The following is a 16,638-nucleotide window of genomic DNA, read 5'->3' on the forward strand; positions in this document are numbered from 1 at the left end:
TATTCAAAACAAAATGTTATGTTAACTTTACATTTTGTGTGCTTCGTATTACAATGAATTCGAAGGGGGTTCCTATATATGTATTATTTTGGAATAGTGAAAAACAAGGTATATTTACTACGAGCCGAGAAGAGGTGGTCACAGACCGAGTTAGCTAAAGAACTAGGTGTAACAAGACAAACTATTGCTGCGATTGAAAATAACAAATTCATTCCTTCGCTGGAGCTTGCATTTTCCATAGCATATATATTCCAAAAGGATCTTAATGACGTATTTAATTTTGAGCCTTATGAGGAAGATGAGGGGGGTAACAAAGATGAGTAGCTTGATAGCGGTGATTATTATGTTGGGCATGCTAATAAATCTCATATTTCTTATCAGAGAAGGAAAAGATGAGAGATGGAACATTATTACAAATAGACCGCTTAATTATGCTTTTTCTTTGCTTTTTATAGGCTACACTAGTATCACATTAATTGATACCAGGTATAAGTTTAGCGTATCTACTTTTAAAATGGTCTATGATTACCTTTTTGTTGGTGCACTTGTAGTCTACATTGTTCTTCTGATTATAGAGAGAAGACGGTTATCTTAGGTGAGGTGAATACGTCCCTCCAAAAATGAAATCGACTCATTATCTACTAGTTGATCTACTGGATCGCTCGAATCATTTGAGCCCACTTATTCTTATAAATCAAAGTCACTATTATCACTCATCAAGTATTAATGGTAACTCATCTTCAAGCTGTAACAGTAGTTACGATTCATAAAGTTATGCTAGTGGTTCTTCTTCGTATTGTCAGACACATAAGGAATTAGAAGGAAAGAATACGAAGGTGAACTCTGTGGAACAACCTATGTTTGAGATCGAAATACTTAAAGGTGAAATAGAAAGCTTTACAACACAATTTGATGATTTGGGAAAGTGCTTAAGAAGTTGGTTGCTTGATCGGTAATCCTATCTTTCTATGGTAAGATACCGGATATTTCAGAATGGGTTGTGTCCAAGGGATGACGAAACAAGAGATAACAGGGATTGGATTCGAGAGTTTTGGGATTGGGCAATTTTTTGAATTCCACATGTATTCGAATGGTAAACTTGAATTTGAGGGTGTACATATCAGTCGTGAATTGAATGGGAAATATGAAGGTTTTATTCATCCAAAGAAAGTACTGAAATTGCTTGCTCATATTGAAAGGCAACGGTTTGATGATCTTAATTATGATAGACCAATTTATGGCGTTGATTGTGAAATTGCAACTATTACCGTTCACAGGGGCACGTGGACAAAGAAGGCTAGAGTGGTTATTGGGGTTGAGCCACCTGAGCTGAGGGCTATTACTAGATTAATTTTGTGGCTGTTCGATCAAAGTAAATTGACTAAGGTTTAATGGAATTTATTGCCCGGTATATAGTTTCTCATCTTATCATCCGGAGCGTTCTTCATGAGAACATAAATCTATTGTGAAATATTTGTAAAAAAAGCATCCTCCAAAAAATGAGAGAATGCAATTTTTTTGCGGCTATACGTTTTAGAATTCATAATTATGAAATTGTTCAGTCATTTGGCGGAATTTATTGAACTAGCATACTCTAATTAAAACTCCGAGTTAAATACCCATACAATTTACTCTCCACCGAATGCTCCAATACCAAATCCATATGCACAACCGATATGGAAGTATCATTCTTGTCAACCATAGACGCCTGAACAGCACTTTCTTGATCAGGATGTGCTTTACCCAGATAATAAAACTCCGTTCCGTCCGCATCGTCTTTTTTCACAAATACATGAAGGTCGATGTTTCGTTGGTCTGCCTCAAGTATCGTTCTAACCTCATCGGATTCAAGGGTTCGTCTACTTCTTGTGGACCACTTCAGAATCTCTGGACTCACAAATTCCTCCTGATAGTTCGTACTTGCTTCGACCTCGTCATGCTTGTGATACGTTACAAAGATCGGGCAGGTCTGGTGCTTCGTCTTGTATCCGTACATGGTAGAGCTTTCGTCGCTATGCCAATTCAATAATTTGCAGGTATCTTTGCGGGAGTATTTTTGATACAGAGTCAGTGGCTCGCTGCATACATACTGCTCATTTTTGTGAATTGCGGTTTGAACAATATCTGTGATTATTTCTCTAAAATAAGCGTTGTTCTGTAAGGACTGTGCCATCTTCGGATGAAATGCAAAATTCTGATCTGCAATGAACTCTACGATAGCGGCATTACCATATTTCTTCCTCATCGCTTCAGTGAAAAAAGACAAGTCGAGAATACGTTTTGCTGAATCGATCGTTTCGGAATCTGTTGAGCAACCACTTTCTTGCAGGGCATTTATGTATTCTTCATATGTAACCTGATCATTTACTAATAGTAGCTTTAACAGTAGGATCTCATGTTTGCGTTTTCCATTAAGAATCTCGGCGGACATCATCATTATAATCATTTTCTCTTGTTCGGATAGATGTGGCACGGTTTCATTGATTCTCTGCAAAAAGTGATAATAGCTAAAGTGTTCCTCAGTAAAGATCAGTGGATCGATCGAATCGTTGTCAAGGAAATCGATTAATCGGGGGATTCGATTCAACCTATTTTTGAGTTGGAAATATTCTTCTCTAAGAATTTTAAGCGCTGTTAAATTGCTGTTGCTAATCGAGCGGTAAATTTGTTGCCTTGCAATCTCTTCGAAATTGATTGTTGAGACGCCTTTAATATAACTGGTGTCCTTCATATGACGACGGATATTGTCCTTGTTCTGCGACCTATCTCCGGAGAGGGCTACCGGAATCAAATAGTTGTTCTTGTAGTTACCTATAAAGTCGATGATAGTGACGAACTCTTTATCCGAGTGTTTACGAAGACCGCGTCCTAACTGCTGAACAAATACAATGCTAGATTGGGTTTGACGCAGCATTACGACCTGGTTAATACAAGGAATATCGATACCTTCGTTAAAAATGTCTACCGTTAGAATATAGTCGAGATTTCCCGCTTCAAGATCTGTTACACACTGCATACGGACTTCCTGAGAGTCATCTCCTGTTAATGCTTTTGTGCGATAACCCCTTGCATTTAACATGCGGGATAGCTCTAAGGTTTCTTCTTTACGACTACAAAAGATTAATCCTTTTACCGTTTCGCCGGAGTGTCCGTAATATTCCATTTTCTCGATTAGGTAAGAAACCCTTTCGTTCGTAACCAATTGAGAGAGCATCGTTGTATCGTCGATCATTCGGTCGTTGTATTCAAAGTCAGTGACGCCAAAATAGTGAAATGGACACAGCATATCTTCTTCCAAAGCTTCCTGCAGACGAATCTCGTAGGCAATATTATAGTCGAATAACTCGTAGATATTAAAGTCATCCGTTCGTTCTGGAGTTGCAGTCATGCCAAGCAGGAATTTTGGTTTAAAATGCTCAATAACTTTAAGATAAGAATTGGCTCCAGCTTTGTGGACTTCGTCAATCAATATGTAGTCAAATACCTTAGGATCAAAATTTGCTAAAGTTAATTCTTTAGAAATCGTCTGGATGGTGGCAAAAAGGTATTTCGCATTTGTATCTCTACTGTTACCGGATAAAATACCGTAGTCGCTATCTCTTCCCCCCATAATTCGTTGATAATCAGTCATAGCCTTGTGCAAAATTTGTTCTCGATGTGCAATAAATAGCATTCGACTTGGTGCGAAGTTCTTTGCGTCAAAAGCAGAGAGATAGGTTTTTCCTGTTCCTGTTGCCGAAATAACCAATCCTCGATGTGCTCCGGTGCTGCGAAGAGCTTGCAAATTCTTTAGTGCACTTAGCTGCATTTTATTGGGTGAAATTGTACTAAAGACAGTTTGCGGGATCGCTTCAGGAATCAAGGGTAGCGTCAATTGATGGTTATGGTTTGCTTTTTGAACCCCATCATAGAGAACTTGATAAGCTTCGATCCATCTATCCGTCAGTGGGACAGCAGTTTCCCATACTTTTTCGAATTCATTATGAAACTGCCCCAGTAGACCCCCGTGCTTAAAAGAGGTTAGCTTCACATTCCATTCATAGTTGGCTTTTAATGCAGCAGCGGTCAGGTTGGAGCTTCCCATAATGATAGTGGAATGATCTTCATGCTCAAAAACGTATCCTTTGGCATGAAATCCACTTAGATCCGTCAAGCGCACGCTAACATTTGTGATTTTTAGTAGCTCTTTATAGATTTTGGGTTGATTGAAGTTCAGATAATTTGAGGTTAGGATTTTGCCTGTTATCCCGCGCATTTTTAGATCAGCCAAATGCGACTTCAAGGTGGCTAGTCCACTCTCTGTAATAAAAGCAACGGAAAAAATAAAGGACTGGCAGCGATCCAGTTCTTCGAGCAAAGGAGTAAGAACAAAATCGCTGGTCTCTTTATTATTGACTAGAAGCCTAGGCTTGTATTGATCCAAAGAGTCCTGTTGATGGTCAATAAACGCCCAATTTAATGTGCTTTTTAAATGTTGAATAGGATTGTCCATGTTATATTGTCAGCTTCTTCTGAATATTGTGTACAGCAGGAATATCAGCAGGCGCCCAATCTAGTGACATCAGTTCATGCGCAGATAACCACTGGATTGCAACATGTTCAGTTAAGGTAGGCGTCCCGCTTAGTAGGTGGCAATAGAAAGTAGTCAGATGCACAAAGCCAAAATCATACTCATGCACGGTAGTCTCAATCTCTTCACCAATTTCAATCACGCAGTTCATTTCTTCGTTAATTTCGCGTTTAAGCGCAGCCTGTGGCGTTTCGCCTTCTTCGATTTTGCCACCAGGGAATTCCCACTTGTAAGCTAGTGCTTTAGTAGCCCCGCGCTGTGCACAGAGGATCTTATTATTCTCGATGATGACAGCTCCGACTACGTAGATATGTTTCTTCATAAGTTCCCTCCGGTTATGCAGTTTAGTATTTATGAAATCAATTATGCGTTATAACTCTATTCTATTATAGTTTTGGGGATTTGGGCTACTGAGGGATATTATGAAAGATTTCTGACAGACTATTCATCGAATGAATGATAGCATCTAGTGAATACGAAACCTATTTATCATGTATGGGAGAATCGATAATGAAAACTATGCTACGTCTTTATCATGAAGGAAATACGGATTACCATTCAACCTTTTTTGATTTGTTACATGGGGATACAGAGACGAAGCAGACAAAAGGACTCTCGTACCTATTTTCAAGATATCCTAACTTGATACAGTTATTTTTAAAAGAAGTTACTCGTCTGACTTCAAATAAGTACATGGAATTTAAGCAGGGATTTGATTTTGTTCAAGTAGACGCAGAAATGTTATCAGCTGGAGTAAAGAAAATAAGACGCGATATTACCTTATCTTTGTTTCAAGGGAACACTAAAAAACTAGTTATAATAATTGAAGCTAAGAGCGTAAGTGCTTCTGTACAACAAAAGGATATATCAAGACAACTTGAGTCGTATCTCGATCCAACAAATTTTCCACATGATGCTAATGTGCCTATGCTCGGTGTAACTTTAACAAAGTATAAAGTTCTTCATCCGCCTGAGAATGGATTTGTCAGCCTTACTTGGACAGACATTATAGAATTGATAAACGATGTGATTAGTCTAGAGAAAAGAAAAGGTGAGGATGTAAACATTGCAACAGAATTTATAGATTTTATTAAAGGGGTGAGAAAAGGGATGAAATACTACGAGGTTGAAGTTCTGTCGGTTGCTGCGGGTAAGACGTATGAGTTAACGAAAAATTACTTTGTTCATGCGTGCCCACATACTGCGAAGGGTTTTTCATATAAAACTCCAATATATATAACTTTCAGATCTAGTGGTGGTGGAGAAATGGAGTTTCTTTATAAAATTGATGAGATTGTTGTTCTCGATCCGTTATCACCTTCTCTCAACGTTTTATTAGAAGGTGTACAGATAGATTTTGCTACTAGAATTAAAGAATACATATCAAATCGTATAAACGGTGGGTATGGATTTAATCATCCGGGAGAAGAGTATCGTTTTTATAATCTTTGTAGTAAAGATGTAATTCATTTGAAGCATCTACCCAAACCACTGATTAATAACTCTGGTGCACGATACTATTCTATCGCTGAACTCATAAAGGGTGAGAAGGTAGTGTTTGTGGAGAGTCAAGATCGGTAAATACATCAGGTAAATAAGCTTCCAATGAGTCGCTATCTCGTAAGCGGAAATATATCAAACTTTGTTGGAGATTCATCGTATAAAGCTGTTCAAACCGGACATTCATCCCTTGTGGAGAGTGGCTGTGTTGGTGAGCAATGCTGTGAAAAATGTAGTAGTAGATCGGGTTGAGTCATAATACTGATGGTGCGGAAGAATAAAATACAGATAAAAAAGATTGGAGTAAATGATCAACTAACATCGCTCTTGTCATAAGCGGAGGCAACATTGATGGAGATGTATTAACATCTATATTGAGCAAATATTAATAGGTAATTCAAAAGAGTCATGTAGGCATAGATTGGTAACTACATGACTCTTATTTATCTCAGATTACGAAGATAGTTCTTCATCGGTTGGTATGATTCCATAACGCTCTAAAGCTTTTGACGATGATTCGAGCATCCGCTTTTTCAAATAATCGCCTTCGACCACCCAAACCCGCTTTCCCAGAAAACGTATCTTGGAAAGTAAATACTCGAGCTCATCCCCAAGCAGAGAAACTCTGACTCGATAGGTATCCTTCTCCGTATCATACTCAACATTTTTTTCAAAGCTGGAGAAGGCGTATAGAATACGGGATAGCTCTGCGTTATAAACGCGGACAATTTCAATGATGACTTCGGTTTTACGCGATTCAAGCGTTTCTCCGATCTTCCTTAGAATGTTCTCTGCAGCTGAGGGTTCGATTGGTTCTGATGTGACGGACTGGATCTTCTTTAGCCGGGTACTCATCAAGGAGTGATGCCGAGTGTGATACCAGAGCAAATACCATTCTCTTTTGACCATGGAGTATTCCAGCTTATACGGAAATCCCAAATGATCCTTATTAATACGTTCGCCCTTAATCGCGTAGGTGATAAGAATGCCCGTTTTATTCATGATATGCCGGCGCAAAGATCGCAGAAGAGGGTGGTAGACCTGCTTTTCTAGCGTACGGGCTTTTTCAATCAAATGATTGGAAATATCCATCCCCTGTTCCGACTCAAGGGCAGTACGTAGCTTGTCCATAGTATCCGCAGTGAAAGCATCAGCTGCCGAGGGATGCTCCAGCATCGTCTTCAGCCAGACCCGTTCGTGCGAAGTGATCATGAAAGTACCGGAGTCCTCCAATCGGGAAATGATCTGGTGATTGAATATTTTCTCAAACAGATTCATAGTAAGCTTGGATCTCCTTCCATTCTGCAATGATTTCCCGGCGAAACGAAGCGGGCTCCAGAATCTCGCAGCTGGAACCGAAGCTACGCAGCCATGGCTTAATTTCGGTTACCCCGTTTACGATGATTTCATAAATAAACGAATGTTCATCCTCAAATACAATTTCCCCCCATTGTCCCTGCAAGAGTACCCGTTCCTTGATGAAGTTCGGTTCCGAACCTCCCGGATTAAAAAACCGGACACGTACGGTCACCGGCCGGCCAGTATCTATCAACCAGCTGTACCTAATCTTCTCGGCAAGTTCTTTATTCTTTTCGTCGTACCAGATCTCATCCACAGGTTCAGCTTCTTCGATTTGCGTAATTCCTTCCATCCGGTATTTCCGAATACCCTGTCTATCATATGAGAGCAAATACCATCTTCCATATTGATGATCGTACACAATTTTAAGTGGAACCACCTTTTCAGCTTTGCCCTCTGGTTCACGTTCAAACAGGGGATTGGTGTTTTTGGATGCGTAGCTTTTCTCAGACTTCGGTGAGAAATACAGAAACCTGACTTTGCGGCGATGGCGCATGGCATGAAGAAGTGTAAACAGATGCGCCTCATCTAAAATCCTCGAGTAATAGTGATATTTATATAAAAATGGTTCAACGGCATGCCGCTCAACTTGATTGCGGAGAAGATGTTTTTTTAATCCATCACGCAGTAAATATCCTTGAACGGAAGGGACTTGAGTGTTCGCCATCACATCTACAAAATCATATAAATCCATAAGCTCTTCATCCAATAAGCTTCGAATCAAGTCGTCTTGGATTCGATAACGGTACGGGCGAGATCCCGGCTCTCTTGTAATGACTCCGACCTCCTCCAAGTATTTGAGATCCGAGCGAATGGTCTTTTCGTCAGGTAAAGGTAGATCAGAAGGCAGACTGCTGCAGCACATCTCCAATAAATCCTTCGCAGTCAAGGCTTGTCCATTCATTGCACCTAGAAGCAGCGAGACTCGCTGGCTTTCAGATTCCTTTACGGATTTGGCGCGGAATAGAAATAAGAGTAATGGATCGGTGGAGTCATAATATCTGAGGCGAAAGGTCTCGGAAAATTCCCTGCTCTGTTCATCTGCCAAGTGCTGGTGCGTGGAGCTAGCTACTTGTTTGAGTCGTCGGATCGTTTTATCAAAGGTGTGAACGGAAATCCCCAATCTGTCTGCGAACTGTTGTCTGCTGAATGCCCCGCTCGTAAGCACCAGCATTCGCAGAAACTGTATTTCTTTATCAAAGCTTTCCTTAGCCAAAGGTATCCTCCGTTCAAATGAAGCATCTTCTTCCATTGTAACAGGGGAGGGATTTGGGTGTAATGGAAAAGTTTATATGCAGTCGTAATACTTTCACCATGTTCGTTAAGGCTGAAATGAGCGATTATAGAACCTGTAAGACAGCATTTAGCAAGATGGTAAACGCCAAATGGCGTTTCATCATACATTGGTTCTTATTTGGACGGTCGTAACGAGGCGCGGATATCGATGTATCCCGCAGTGCCGTGCATGCTATGTTACGGTATCCTGTACGATCGGATCGATATGAATCCCTTATTTGGGGTTCAATTCCCCAATCGCCTTGGACGCGATTCTGGTAGAGCACTCGACTTCAAATCGAGCGAAAAATTGAAGAAAAGATCAAAGGCTAGAATCCCTTGCAGCTAGCTTTAGTGCACTGAAGTAAGGCTTTGCAATCCGTGGATACCGCTTGTGCGAAATTTCAGGAAGTTCTCTTAGATTAAAGTGTGAGAATATCCATGAGAACAACAGATAAATCGCTTAGCTAAAACGAGATTCCGCCAGAACTTCAGTGGGATTCTAAGACCAATGGTCGAACTAATTAGGGGGAAACATTATGTTGAACAAAGTAACGATTCAAGCTGACGAACGTGGTTTGCTATTTCATAAAGGAAGTTATGTGAAAAAACTGATGCCGGGGAGCTATCACTTTTCAATGTGGTCAAAATCCACCGTTGTGGTGTTGAATATCGCTAAACCGTTTAATGTGGAAGGAAAAGATATGAAGTTATTCCTTCATGATGAAGATCTCGTGCGTGAGCTCGATATCGTATGTGTACAAGATCACGAGTATGTTCTGTACTATGAGGACGGGCAATTTGTTCAATTACTTAAGCCTGGTGTCTACGCATTCTGGAATATACTTAAAGAACACACCTTTTTCCATGCAGATATCAGACAACCTGAATTGCCTGTCGAGGTAAACCGCGCAATTATAGCGAAGCTAACAGCTAATGTGCAGTCCTACGAAATTGCGAGCTACGAATCTGGATTTCTGTTTTATGATCATGTATTGCAACGAGAACTTCCTCCTGGCAAGTACCACTTCTGGAGAGGTCCAGTTTCGACTGTGGTAAAGACGATTGATTTAAGACAACAACAAATGGATCTCATCGGCCAAGAGATCATGACTGAAGACAAAGTTTCGCTGCGGCTTAACTTCGTTTGTCAGTACAAGATCGTAACGCCATTACGTGCTCTGGAAATGAAGTCATTTGACGAGCAAATCCATATCCAGCTTCAGCTTATGCTGCGGGAATATGTCGGAACGCTCAAATTGGATGATCTTCTGAAACGAAAAGAGGACGTTGCGTCGTTCGTCCTATCCCGTTTACGTGAGAAGGGTGAAGAGTTCGGAGTAGATTTCCTGAGTGCTGGGGTTAAGGATGTCATTTTGCCAGGGGAAATGAGAGATATAATTAACACCGTTCTGCTTGCGGAGAAAAGAGCACAGGCAAATCTAATTACTCGTCGTGAAGAAACGGCCTCGACCCGAAGCTTGCTTAACACCGCAAAGCTAATGGACGAGAATCAGACGCTGTTCCGACTGAAAGAGCTGGAATTCCTCGAGAGAATATGCGAGAAAATCGGATCCATATCTTTTACGGGTGGCGGGGATTTGTTGGAGCAACTAAACTCTTTACTTGGCGAACGAAAAGCGACAGGCAAATAAGGAATATCAAATGGAATAGATAAGTGCCACTCCTAATGGAGATTGGCATTTTTTTGGTTTTTTTTCTGAAAAGTTTCTGTATATTCATCCAGTTCACAATAGGTTCATATAAGTGGTTTAACTTATGGGTATCAAGAGTTTAGTACGATATTTGGAGGAAGAAAACCCATGAAAAAAAGCAAAAGAAAATTTAGATTACCCGTTTTACAATGAATTACCTGTACAAATTCCTGTTATGAAATGGCTCGTTGTAATGGTAGCGATTGTATTGGGATTTATCGCGTTGACCACTCGAATACCGTTTATCCCATTGAAAGTTAACGAATATTTAGCACCTATATTGTTCACGGGAATTCCGCTTGTTGCATTCATTTGGGCATCTAAGGGTCATGCGAATCACCTGTTTCGTAAAATTACAAAGAATGATGTTAAGTGGGGTGTGCTGTTCTTTATCTTTAATATAATTGCTACTCCGATTGTCGGTCTCATTCTAGTCTATGTAGTAAAAGTTAATACTGTAGCTGATGCGGTAGTTAATGTCTTTGCAGAACTTGATTCTCTTGGTAAAGTATTGATGTTTGTCAAAATGGGGATTCAACTTGTTGGTGAAGAATTGTTAACCATTTTACCATTCCTGTTTATATTGCAATTGTGTGTGGTGAATTTCAAGCTTTCTCGCAGAGCGGGAATCTGGATTGCATTTCTTGTTACAGCAGTGATCTTCGGAGCCATTCACCTACCAACCTATCATTGGAATCTCGTACAAGCACTTGTAGGTATTGGCCTTGTACGTCTTGTTCTTACAGGGGCTTATATGAAGACTAAGAATATTTGGGCATCTAGTATCGCGCATATTTTGAACGACTATGCAATTACATTGTTCAGCTTGCTTACAGCTTCGTCAGTAGCACCATTCATCATGCAGCATTTCATTCGTTGAATAAATCTGCCAATACTGGGTTTAATTAAGTAGAGTTGAATTTATTGTTGACAATCCCATCGGATTAAAATATAGTAATCCTATCAGATTAATACAAATTGCGAATATTTAAATTTAAGCGTTCAAATGTTTAAAACGGAATATGCTGACTGGTTCAACCAGAGGCTCAGGGGACAAACGCTAGTCGTTGTCATCTGAGCCTTTTTGGCGAACGATCACTTTCCCGTAATCATAACTAGTTGAGGTGAAGTCAATGGCTGCTGCTGAAAAAATCAGGTTTGACAGTGTCACGAAAACGTTCAGTGTTCGAGATTCCAAGCAAAAGGAGGGAACAGGGCAATTCACAGCGGTACAAGAGCTGGATTTTTCCGTAAGAGAAGGTGAATTTATAACGATAGTGGGTCCAAGTGGCTGCGGGAAATCAACTTTGCTTGATTTGATTAGTGGTTTATCGTCTCCCACACACGGTCGTATTTTAATAGATGGTCACCCCATAACAGGTCCAGGGCTTGATCGGGGTATTGTGTTTCAGCAGTATGCTTTATTTCCATGGAAGACCGCGCGTGGCAATATTGAATTTGGCTTAGAAGCAAAGGGAATCCCAAAGCACGAACGTAGAGAGCAGGTTAGGCATTTTCTTTCATTAGTTGGGCTTAGTGATTTCGGAGATCGTTATCCTCATGAGCTTTCCGGGGGGATGAAGCAGCGTGTAGCCATTGCCAGAAGTCTTGCCTTTAACCCAGACGTCTTGTTAATGGATGAGCCTTTTGCCGCACTGGATGCCCAAACAAGAGAATCACTGCAAAGTGAGCTTTTACGAATTTGGCAGAAGACCCAAAAAACCATCATTTTTATTACGCATGGTATTGATGAGGCCGTTTATCTTGGGGAGCGAGTAGTCGTCCTGACACCAGGACCCGGGACGGTGAGGAAGATTGTAAATATTCCGCTAAAATCACGATTGGAAGATGCGGATATTCGCTCACATCCTGATTTTGTGAAGGCTCGGCATGAAGTGTGGGGTTATTTGCATGAACCTGAATACAAAGGTGCGTATATTTAGTTGATAAAGGAGGGTATTCCCATCGAATCGGTAAAGACTGCTCATTCAACGTTACAGCTTAAGAAACGTAATCCTGTTTCTTTTTCCGGCGTGCTTAAGGTGTTTAAACAGTCTATTGTTTTAGTCTTATTGTTCTTACTATGGGAAATCGCACCACGGGCGGGCTTAGTTGACACAGCATTTTTCCCACCTATTTCTGAGGTAATCACCGCCTTATGGAATTTGATAGCTTCAGGTGAGCTATTCACTCATTTCTTAGCGAGTATCATTCGCTCGTTCAGTGGATTTGCGTTAGCGGTAATAATTGCGATCCCGTTAGGATTACTGATTGGCTGGTATCCATTAGCTAGGGAGTTGTTAAATCCAGTGTTGGAGTTGTTCCGAAATACGGCTGCGCTCGCTTTACTTCCGGTATTTATGCTGCTGCTAGGGATTGGTGAGACATCTAAGATTACTATCGTCCTATTTGCTTGCACATGGCCTATTCTTCTAAATACGATTGCTGCTGTAGGTAACGTTGATCCCTTGCTTATAAAAGCGGCCAAATCCATGAATATTAAGTCGTTTAAGTTATTTCTAAAGGTGATTTTGCCGGCATCTGTGCCAACTATTTTTACAGGTATTCGGATGGCAGGAACAGGAGCGATATTAGTATTGATTGCTGCAGAGATGGTAGGGGCAAAAGAAGGCTTAGGGTATTTAATCACTTATTCTCAATATAACTTTCAAATCCCTCAAATGTACGCCGGTATATTAACCATTGCCTTATTGGGCTTGCTAATCAACCAAGGCTTGACCTTGCTCGAGCGTAAATTTTCTAAATGGAAGCAACCGGTGAATGAATAGAAGGATGATCTTGAATGATATTTTTTTATTATTAATCCCAACTAAACCGCTTGAATTAATTTGTCATATAGAAATATACAATTCATTTGGAAAAGGAGAAGTGAGATGAACAAAACAGTAGCACTGCTTATACTTGTAGGCTTGGTTAGTGGTATTTTATCTGGCTGCTCAGAGGGGAAGTCCTCCGCCAAAAGTGGAGAAGATCAGATCCTCCAATATCAATCTGCACCTGGAAGTGTCTCTTTCCCAGAGCTGGCGGCGGATTTAGGTTACTTAGGAGATTTGAAGCTAGAGTCTATAGGTGACAGCGTGGGTGGTCCGGAAAGCATTCAATTAACCGCGACGAAACAAATTGACTTTGGTGCAGCATTCAATGGAGCCATTATTAAATCTTACGCCAAGAACGTAAAAATAAAGTCGGTCATTGGCTCCTATGGCAGTGATAAAAATACGTATGTAGGTGCATATGCCCTCGAGGGGGGAGCTATAAAGTCGGCTAAAGATTTTATTGGTAAAAAGGTAGGGGTGAATATTCTCGGTGCTCATTCGGAATTCGTCATTAAAGATTATTTACGCCAAGGCAACTTGACCGAAAAAGAAATTGAACAAGTAACCTTGGTTACAGTCCCAAGTTCTAGTGCAGAACAGATTCTGCGAAATCATCAGATCGATGTGGTTATGTTAAGCGGGATTGCCCGGGATCGGGCTTTAACAACAGGAGGGGTCGCAGAAATTTTCAAGGATATTGATGTGTTTGGGACAGAGTTTACTGCGGGTGATTACTTTTTCACAGATCAGTATATCAAGGATAATCCTAATACCGTCAGGCAATTTGTAGATGGAGTGGCTAAGGCGATTGAATGGGCCCGAACGACACCTAGGGAGGAAGTAATTAAACGATTCGAGGAAATTATTAATAAGCGTGAACGCAAGGAAACCACAGATAATCTTAAGTTTTGGAAGAGTACGGGCATCTCTGAAAAAGGCGGTGTGATCACACCATCGGAATACGATGTTTGGATTGATTGGCTTGTGGCAAATGGGGAGCTTAAAGAAGGCCAAGTGAAACCGGAAGAGTTATATACGAACGAATTTAATCCTTTTGCTAAATAATTTTCTATATAAGTTGAACCTAAAACAATCTAAAAAGGAAGAGTGGCGGAGGGGAAGTTTGGAACTGTAGGAGCGATAGCGCCCGCCTTTGTCACCGGATTTCAACTGTGAAACACGTAAATAATCAAGAAATCTGGGGACAACAGCGGCCGGAAGTCCAAACATTCCCCGCAGTCACGCACTTACCTTAATAGAGAAATCTTAAGCTCTACTCTCGGACAAAAATTAAACAATAGGAGTGATTAGCATGACAAAAAAACAAATGAAACTCGGGGCATTCATTAATCTACCTGGTCATCATGTAGCAAGCTGGCGTCATCCTTCTTCAGGGGCAAGTCGGGCATTTGATTTGGAGTATTTAACGGAGATTGCACAAACGGCTGAGCGTGGTAAGTTCGACATGGTGTTTTTTGCAGATGTATTGGGTCAAAAGCTTTCGGGAAATGCACAATCATCATTGAAGCTAGACCCCGTTATTATTATTTCGGCACTCGCAGCGGTAACTAAGAATATTGGGTTAACGGCCACTTTGACGACTACCTATAACGATCCATACCATGTAGCGCGTAAATTTGCAGCTATTGATCATTTATCCAAGGGGCGTGCCGCCTGGAATGTAGTAACATCAGCTAATGAGGGGGAAGCTCTCCTGTTTGGTAAGGATAAACATTTGCAGCATGCATCCCGCTATGAACGTGCAGAGGAATTTGTGGAGGTTGTCAAACAGCTCTGGTTATCCATTGAGTCTGAGGCGCTAGTCATCGATAAGGAACAAGGCCGGTATTTAAATGTAGACAAGGTACATCCTGTTGACCATGAAGGAGCCTGGTTTAAAGTGCAAGGTTCACTTGACTCATCCACAACACCACAAGGACATCCAGTGATAGTTCAAGCCGGGTCGTCTGAATCTGGAAAAGAACTGGCGGCGAAGACCGCGGAAGTTATTTTTACAGCATGGCAAACCCTTGAAGAAGCGCAAACCTTTTATCGGGATGTAAAGGGTCGGTTGGATAAATATGGACGTAAGCCGGAGGACTTGAAGATCATGCCGGGTGTGTTTATTACTGTAGCGAAAACTGAGGAAGAAGCTTTGTTGAAACAGCAGCAATTAAACAGCTACATTTTGCCTGAGGTAGGATTATCGTATTTGTCAGCTTTCACTAACATTGATCTGTCAGGGTATGATGTCGAAGAACCACTTCCGGAATTCAGTTCCATTGAAGATGAGACCAATCCGCGTATCCGCTACAACATTATTCGTGATATTGCCAAACGTGAAAATCTGCAATCCATACGTGCAATTTATGAACGGATCGCTGGAGCACGCGGACACCGGGAAATCGTTGGAACCCCTGAACAAATCGTAGATCAATTAGAAGAATGGTTCTTAAATGAAGGGGCAGATGGATTTAATGTGATGCCTCCCCATTTCCCAGAAGGTTTTAACGATATTGTTGAATTGGTAATTCCTGAACTACAGCGTAGGGGCTTATTCCGCACTGAATATGAGAGTAACACGCTTCGAGGAAATTTAGGACTATCTGTACCTGTTGTACCCACACTTGAAAAAGCACTAACCGTTGCGAGCACAGGAGGGAATGTGTAATGAGCAAAGCAGTCATTATTAATGGAGGAAATACTAGAAAGTCCCGGTTAACTGCTATCCATCAGCAGGTTGGAAGATTTTTAGAACAAGAGGGGATTGGGCATCATTCGATCTATGTCCATGAGCTACCTGCAATTGATTTGCTTACGGCCAATTTTGCCAGCGAGGAGATTCTTGGGGCCAATGCGCTAGTGGAAGAAGCAGATATTGTTGTCATATTAACGCCTATCTATAAAGCTTCCTATACGGGGATTTTAAAAACCTATTTAGATCTCCTTCCGCAAAAAGCGCTGGTTGATAAGCGAATTGTACCTATTGCTATTGGGGGTTCGTTAGGTCATCTTCTAGCTATTGAATATGCATTGAAACCTGTATTATCCGTGCTGGGTGCTACTGAGATTTTTAATACGGTTTATTTCTTAGATCGGCAAATAGAACGGTTAGAAGCAGATGGTTATCGTATTGATGAGGAAGCAGAGCAACGCCTAAATGTAGAATTACTAAAGCTTGCACCTGCAAAAATAATTAATTAAGCTAGGGGAGCAGTAAGTAAGGGATTAACATTAACGCAGCCTTTCGGGGTGGCGTTTTTTTGTGTTGTGATTATTAACCCCATGAACGATCGCTGAAAAAGGTCCTCCGTCTCCATTTGGTGAACTATAAGTTGTATGATGGTTTCTTAATCCCACAATTATCAAAACATTTGTTAAT

General features: G+C 40.9%; 15 protein-coding genes. 11 read left to right on the plus strand and 4 right to left on the minus strand.

All coding sequences use genetic code 11. The features are described 5' to 3' along the window. The first annotated feature begins 78 nt into the window (after positions 1-78). Both H70737_RS03530 and H70737_RS03540 read left to right on the plus strand, forming a co-directional pair. A complete protein-coding gene (locus H70737_RS03530) occupies positions 79-324 on the plus strand; it encodes a helix-turn-helix transcriptional regulator (RefSeq protein WP_042184818.1) in 246 nt (81 codons plus the stop codon). A gap of 687 nt (positions 325-1,011) precedes the next feature. Beyond that, complete coding sequence (locus H70737_RS03540; RefSeq protein WP_156113051.1) at positions 1,012-1,392, plus strand: DUF6438 domain-containing protein; 381 nt, start codon at positions 1,012-1,014, stop codon at positions 1,390-1,392. Between the two features lie 202 nt (positions 1,393-1,594). On the opposite strand, the gene H70737_RS03545 is transcribed toward H70737_RS03540, so the two are convergent. After that, the gene (locus H70737_RS03545) at positions 1,595-4,492 is read right to left on the minus strand and encodes a DEAD/DEAH box helicase (RefSeq protein WP_042184824.1); all 2,898 of its coding nucleotides are present in this window, start codon (positions 4,490-4,492) and stop codon (positions 1,595-1,597) included. A gap of 1 nt (position 4,493) precedes the next feature. Next, the gene (locus H70737_RS03550) at positions 4,494-4,892 is read right to left on the minus strand and encodes a (deoxy)nucleoside triphosphate pyrophosphohydrolase (RefSeq protein WP_042184825.1); all 399 of its coding nucleotides are present in this window, start codon (positions 4,890-4,892) and stop codon (positions 4,494-4,496) included. A 188-nt stretch (positions 4,893-5,080) separates the two neighbouring features. Between H70737_RS03550 and H70737_RS03555 the strand changes: the two genes are divergently transcribed. Further along, a complete protein-coding gene (locus H70737_RS03555; protein WP_042184827.1) occupies positions 5,081-6,151 on the plus strand; it encodes a hypothetical protein in 1,071 nt (356 codons plus the stop codon). A 372-nt stretch (positions 6,152-6,523) separates the two neighbouring features. Here the strand turns inward: H70737_RS03555 and H70737_RS03560 are convergent, their stop codons facing one another. After that, positions 6,524-7,348 (minus strand): WYL domain-containing protein, encoded by an 825-nt coding sequence (locus H70737_RS03560; RefSeq protein WP_042184829.1) that lies wholly within the window; start codon positions 7,346-7,348, stop codon positions 6,524-6,526. After that, the gene (locus tag H70737_RS03565) at positions 7,335-8,645 is read right to left on the minus strand and encodes a helix-turn-helix transcriptional regulator (RefSeq protein ID WP_042184831.1); all 1,311 of its coding nucleotides are present in this window, start codon (positions 8,643-8,645) and stop codon (positions 7,335-7,337) included. Before H70737_RS03565 ends, H70737_RS03560 begins: the two co-directional genes overlap by 14 nt. 62 nt (positions 8,646-8,707) lie before the next feature. On the opposite strand from H70737_RS03565, the gene H70737_RS30575 reads away from it, so the two are divergent. The 8 genes from H70737_RS30575 (at position 8,708) to ssuE (ending at position 16,460) form a co-directional block, all read left to right on the plus strand. Then, positions 8,708-8,857, plus strand: a complete 150-nt coding sequence (locus tag H70737_RS30575; protein WP_156113052.1) for a hypothetical protein — start codon at positions 8,708-8,710, stop codon at positions 8,855-8,857. 386 nt (positions 8,858-9,243) lie between these two features. Then, the gene (locus H70737_RS03570) at positions 9,244-10,359 is read left to right on the plus strand and encodes a slipin family protein (protein WP_042184832.1); all 1,116 of its coding nucleotides are present in this window, start codon (positions 9,244-9,246) and stop codon (positions 10,357-10,359) included. A gap of 235 nt (positions 10,360-10,594) precedes the next feature. Continuing rightward, positions 10,595-11,299, plus strand: coding sequence for a CPBP family intramembrane glutamic endopeptidase (locus H70737_RS03575; RefSeq protein ID WP_081951028.1), 705 nt, complete (start codon positions 10,595-10,597; stop codon positions 11,297-11,299). A gap of 253 nt (positions 11,300-11,552) precedes the next feature. Further along, complete coding sequence (locus H70737_RS03580) at positions 11,553-12,362, plus strand: ABC transporter ATP-binding protein (RefSeq protein WP_042184834.1); 810 nt, start codon at positions 11,553-11,555, stop codon at positions 12,360-12,362. Then, positions 12,363-13,208: an ABC transporter permease gene (locus H70737_RS03585; protein ID WP_442950247.1), complete on the plus strand. Its 846-nt coding sequence runs from the start codon at positions 12,363-12,365 to the stop codon at positions 13,206-13,208. 105 nt (positions 13,209-13,313) lie between these two features. After that, positions 13,314-14,321, plus strand: a complete 1,008-nt coding sequence (locus H70737_RS03590) for an ABC transporter substrate-binding protein (protein WP_042184836.1) — start codon at positions 13,314-13,316, stop codon at positions 14,319-14,321. 247 nt (positions 14,322-14,568) lie between these two features. Beyond that, the gene (locus tag H70737_RS03595; protein ID WP_042184838.1) at positions 14,569-15,927 is read left to right on the plus strand and encodes an LLM class flavin-dependent oxidoreductase; all 1,359 of its coding nucleotides are present in this window, start codon (positions 14,569-14,571) and stop codon (positions 15,925-15,927) included. Continuing rightward, entirely contained in the window at positions 15,927-16,460 is a 534-nt protein-coding gene (gene ssuE, locus H70737_RS03600; RefSeq protein WP_042184840.1) for an NADPH-dependent FMN reductase, read from the plus strand. Before H70737_RS03595 ends, ssuE begins: the two co-directional genes overlap by 1 nt. Positions 16,461-16,638 lie beyond the last annotated feature (178 nt).

The sequence above is a fragment of the Paenibacillus sp. FSL H7-0737 genome (assembly GCF_000758545.1).
GTDB lineage: Bacteria > Bacillota > Bacilli > Paenibacillales > Paenibacillaceae > Paenibacillus_AQ.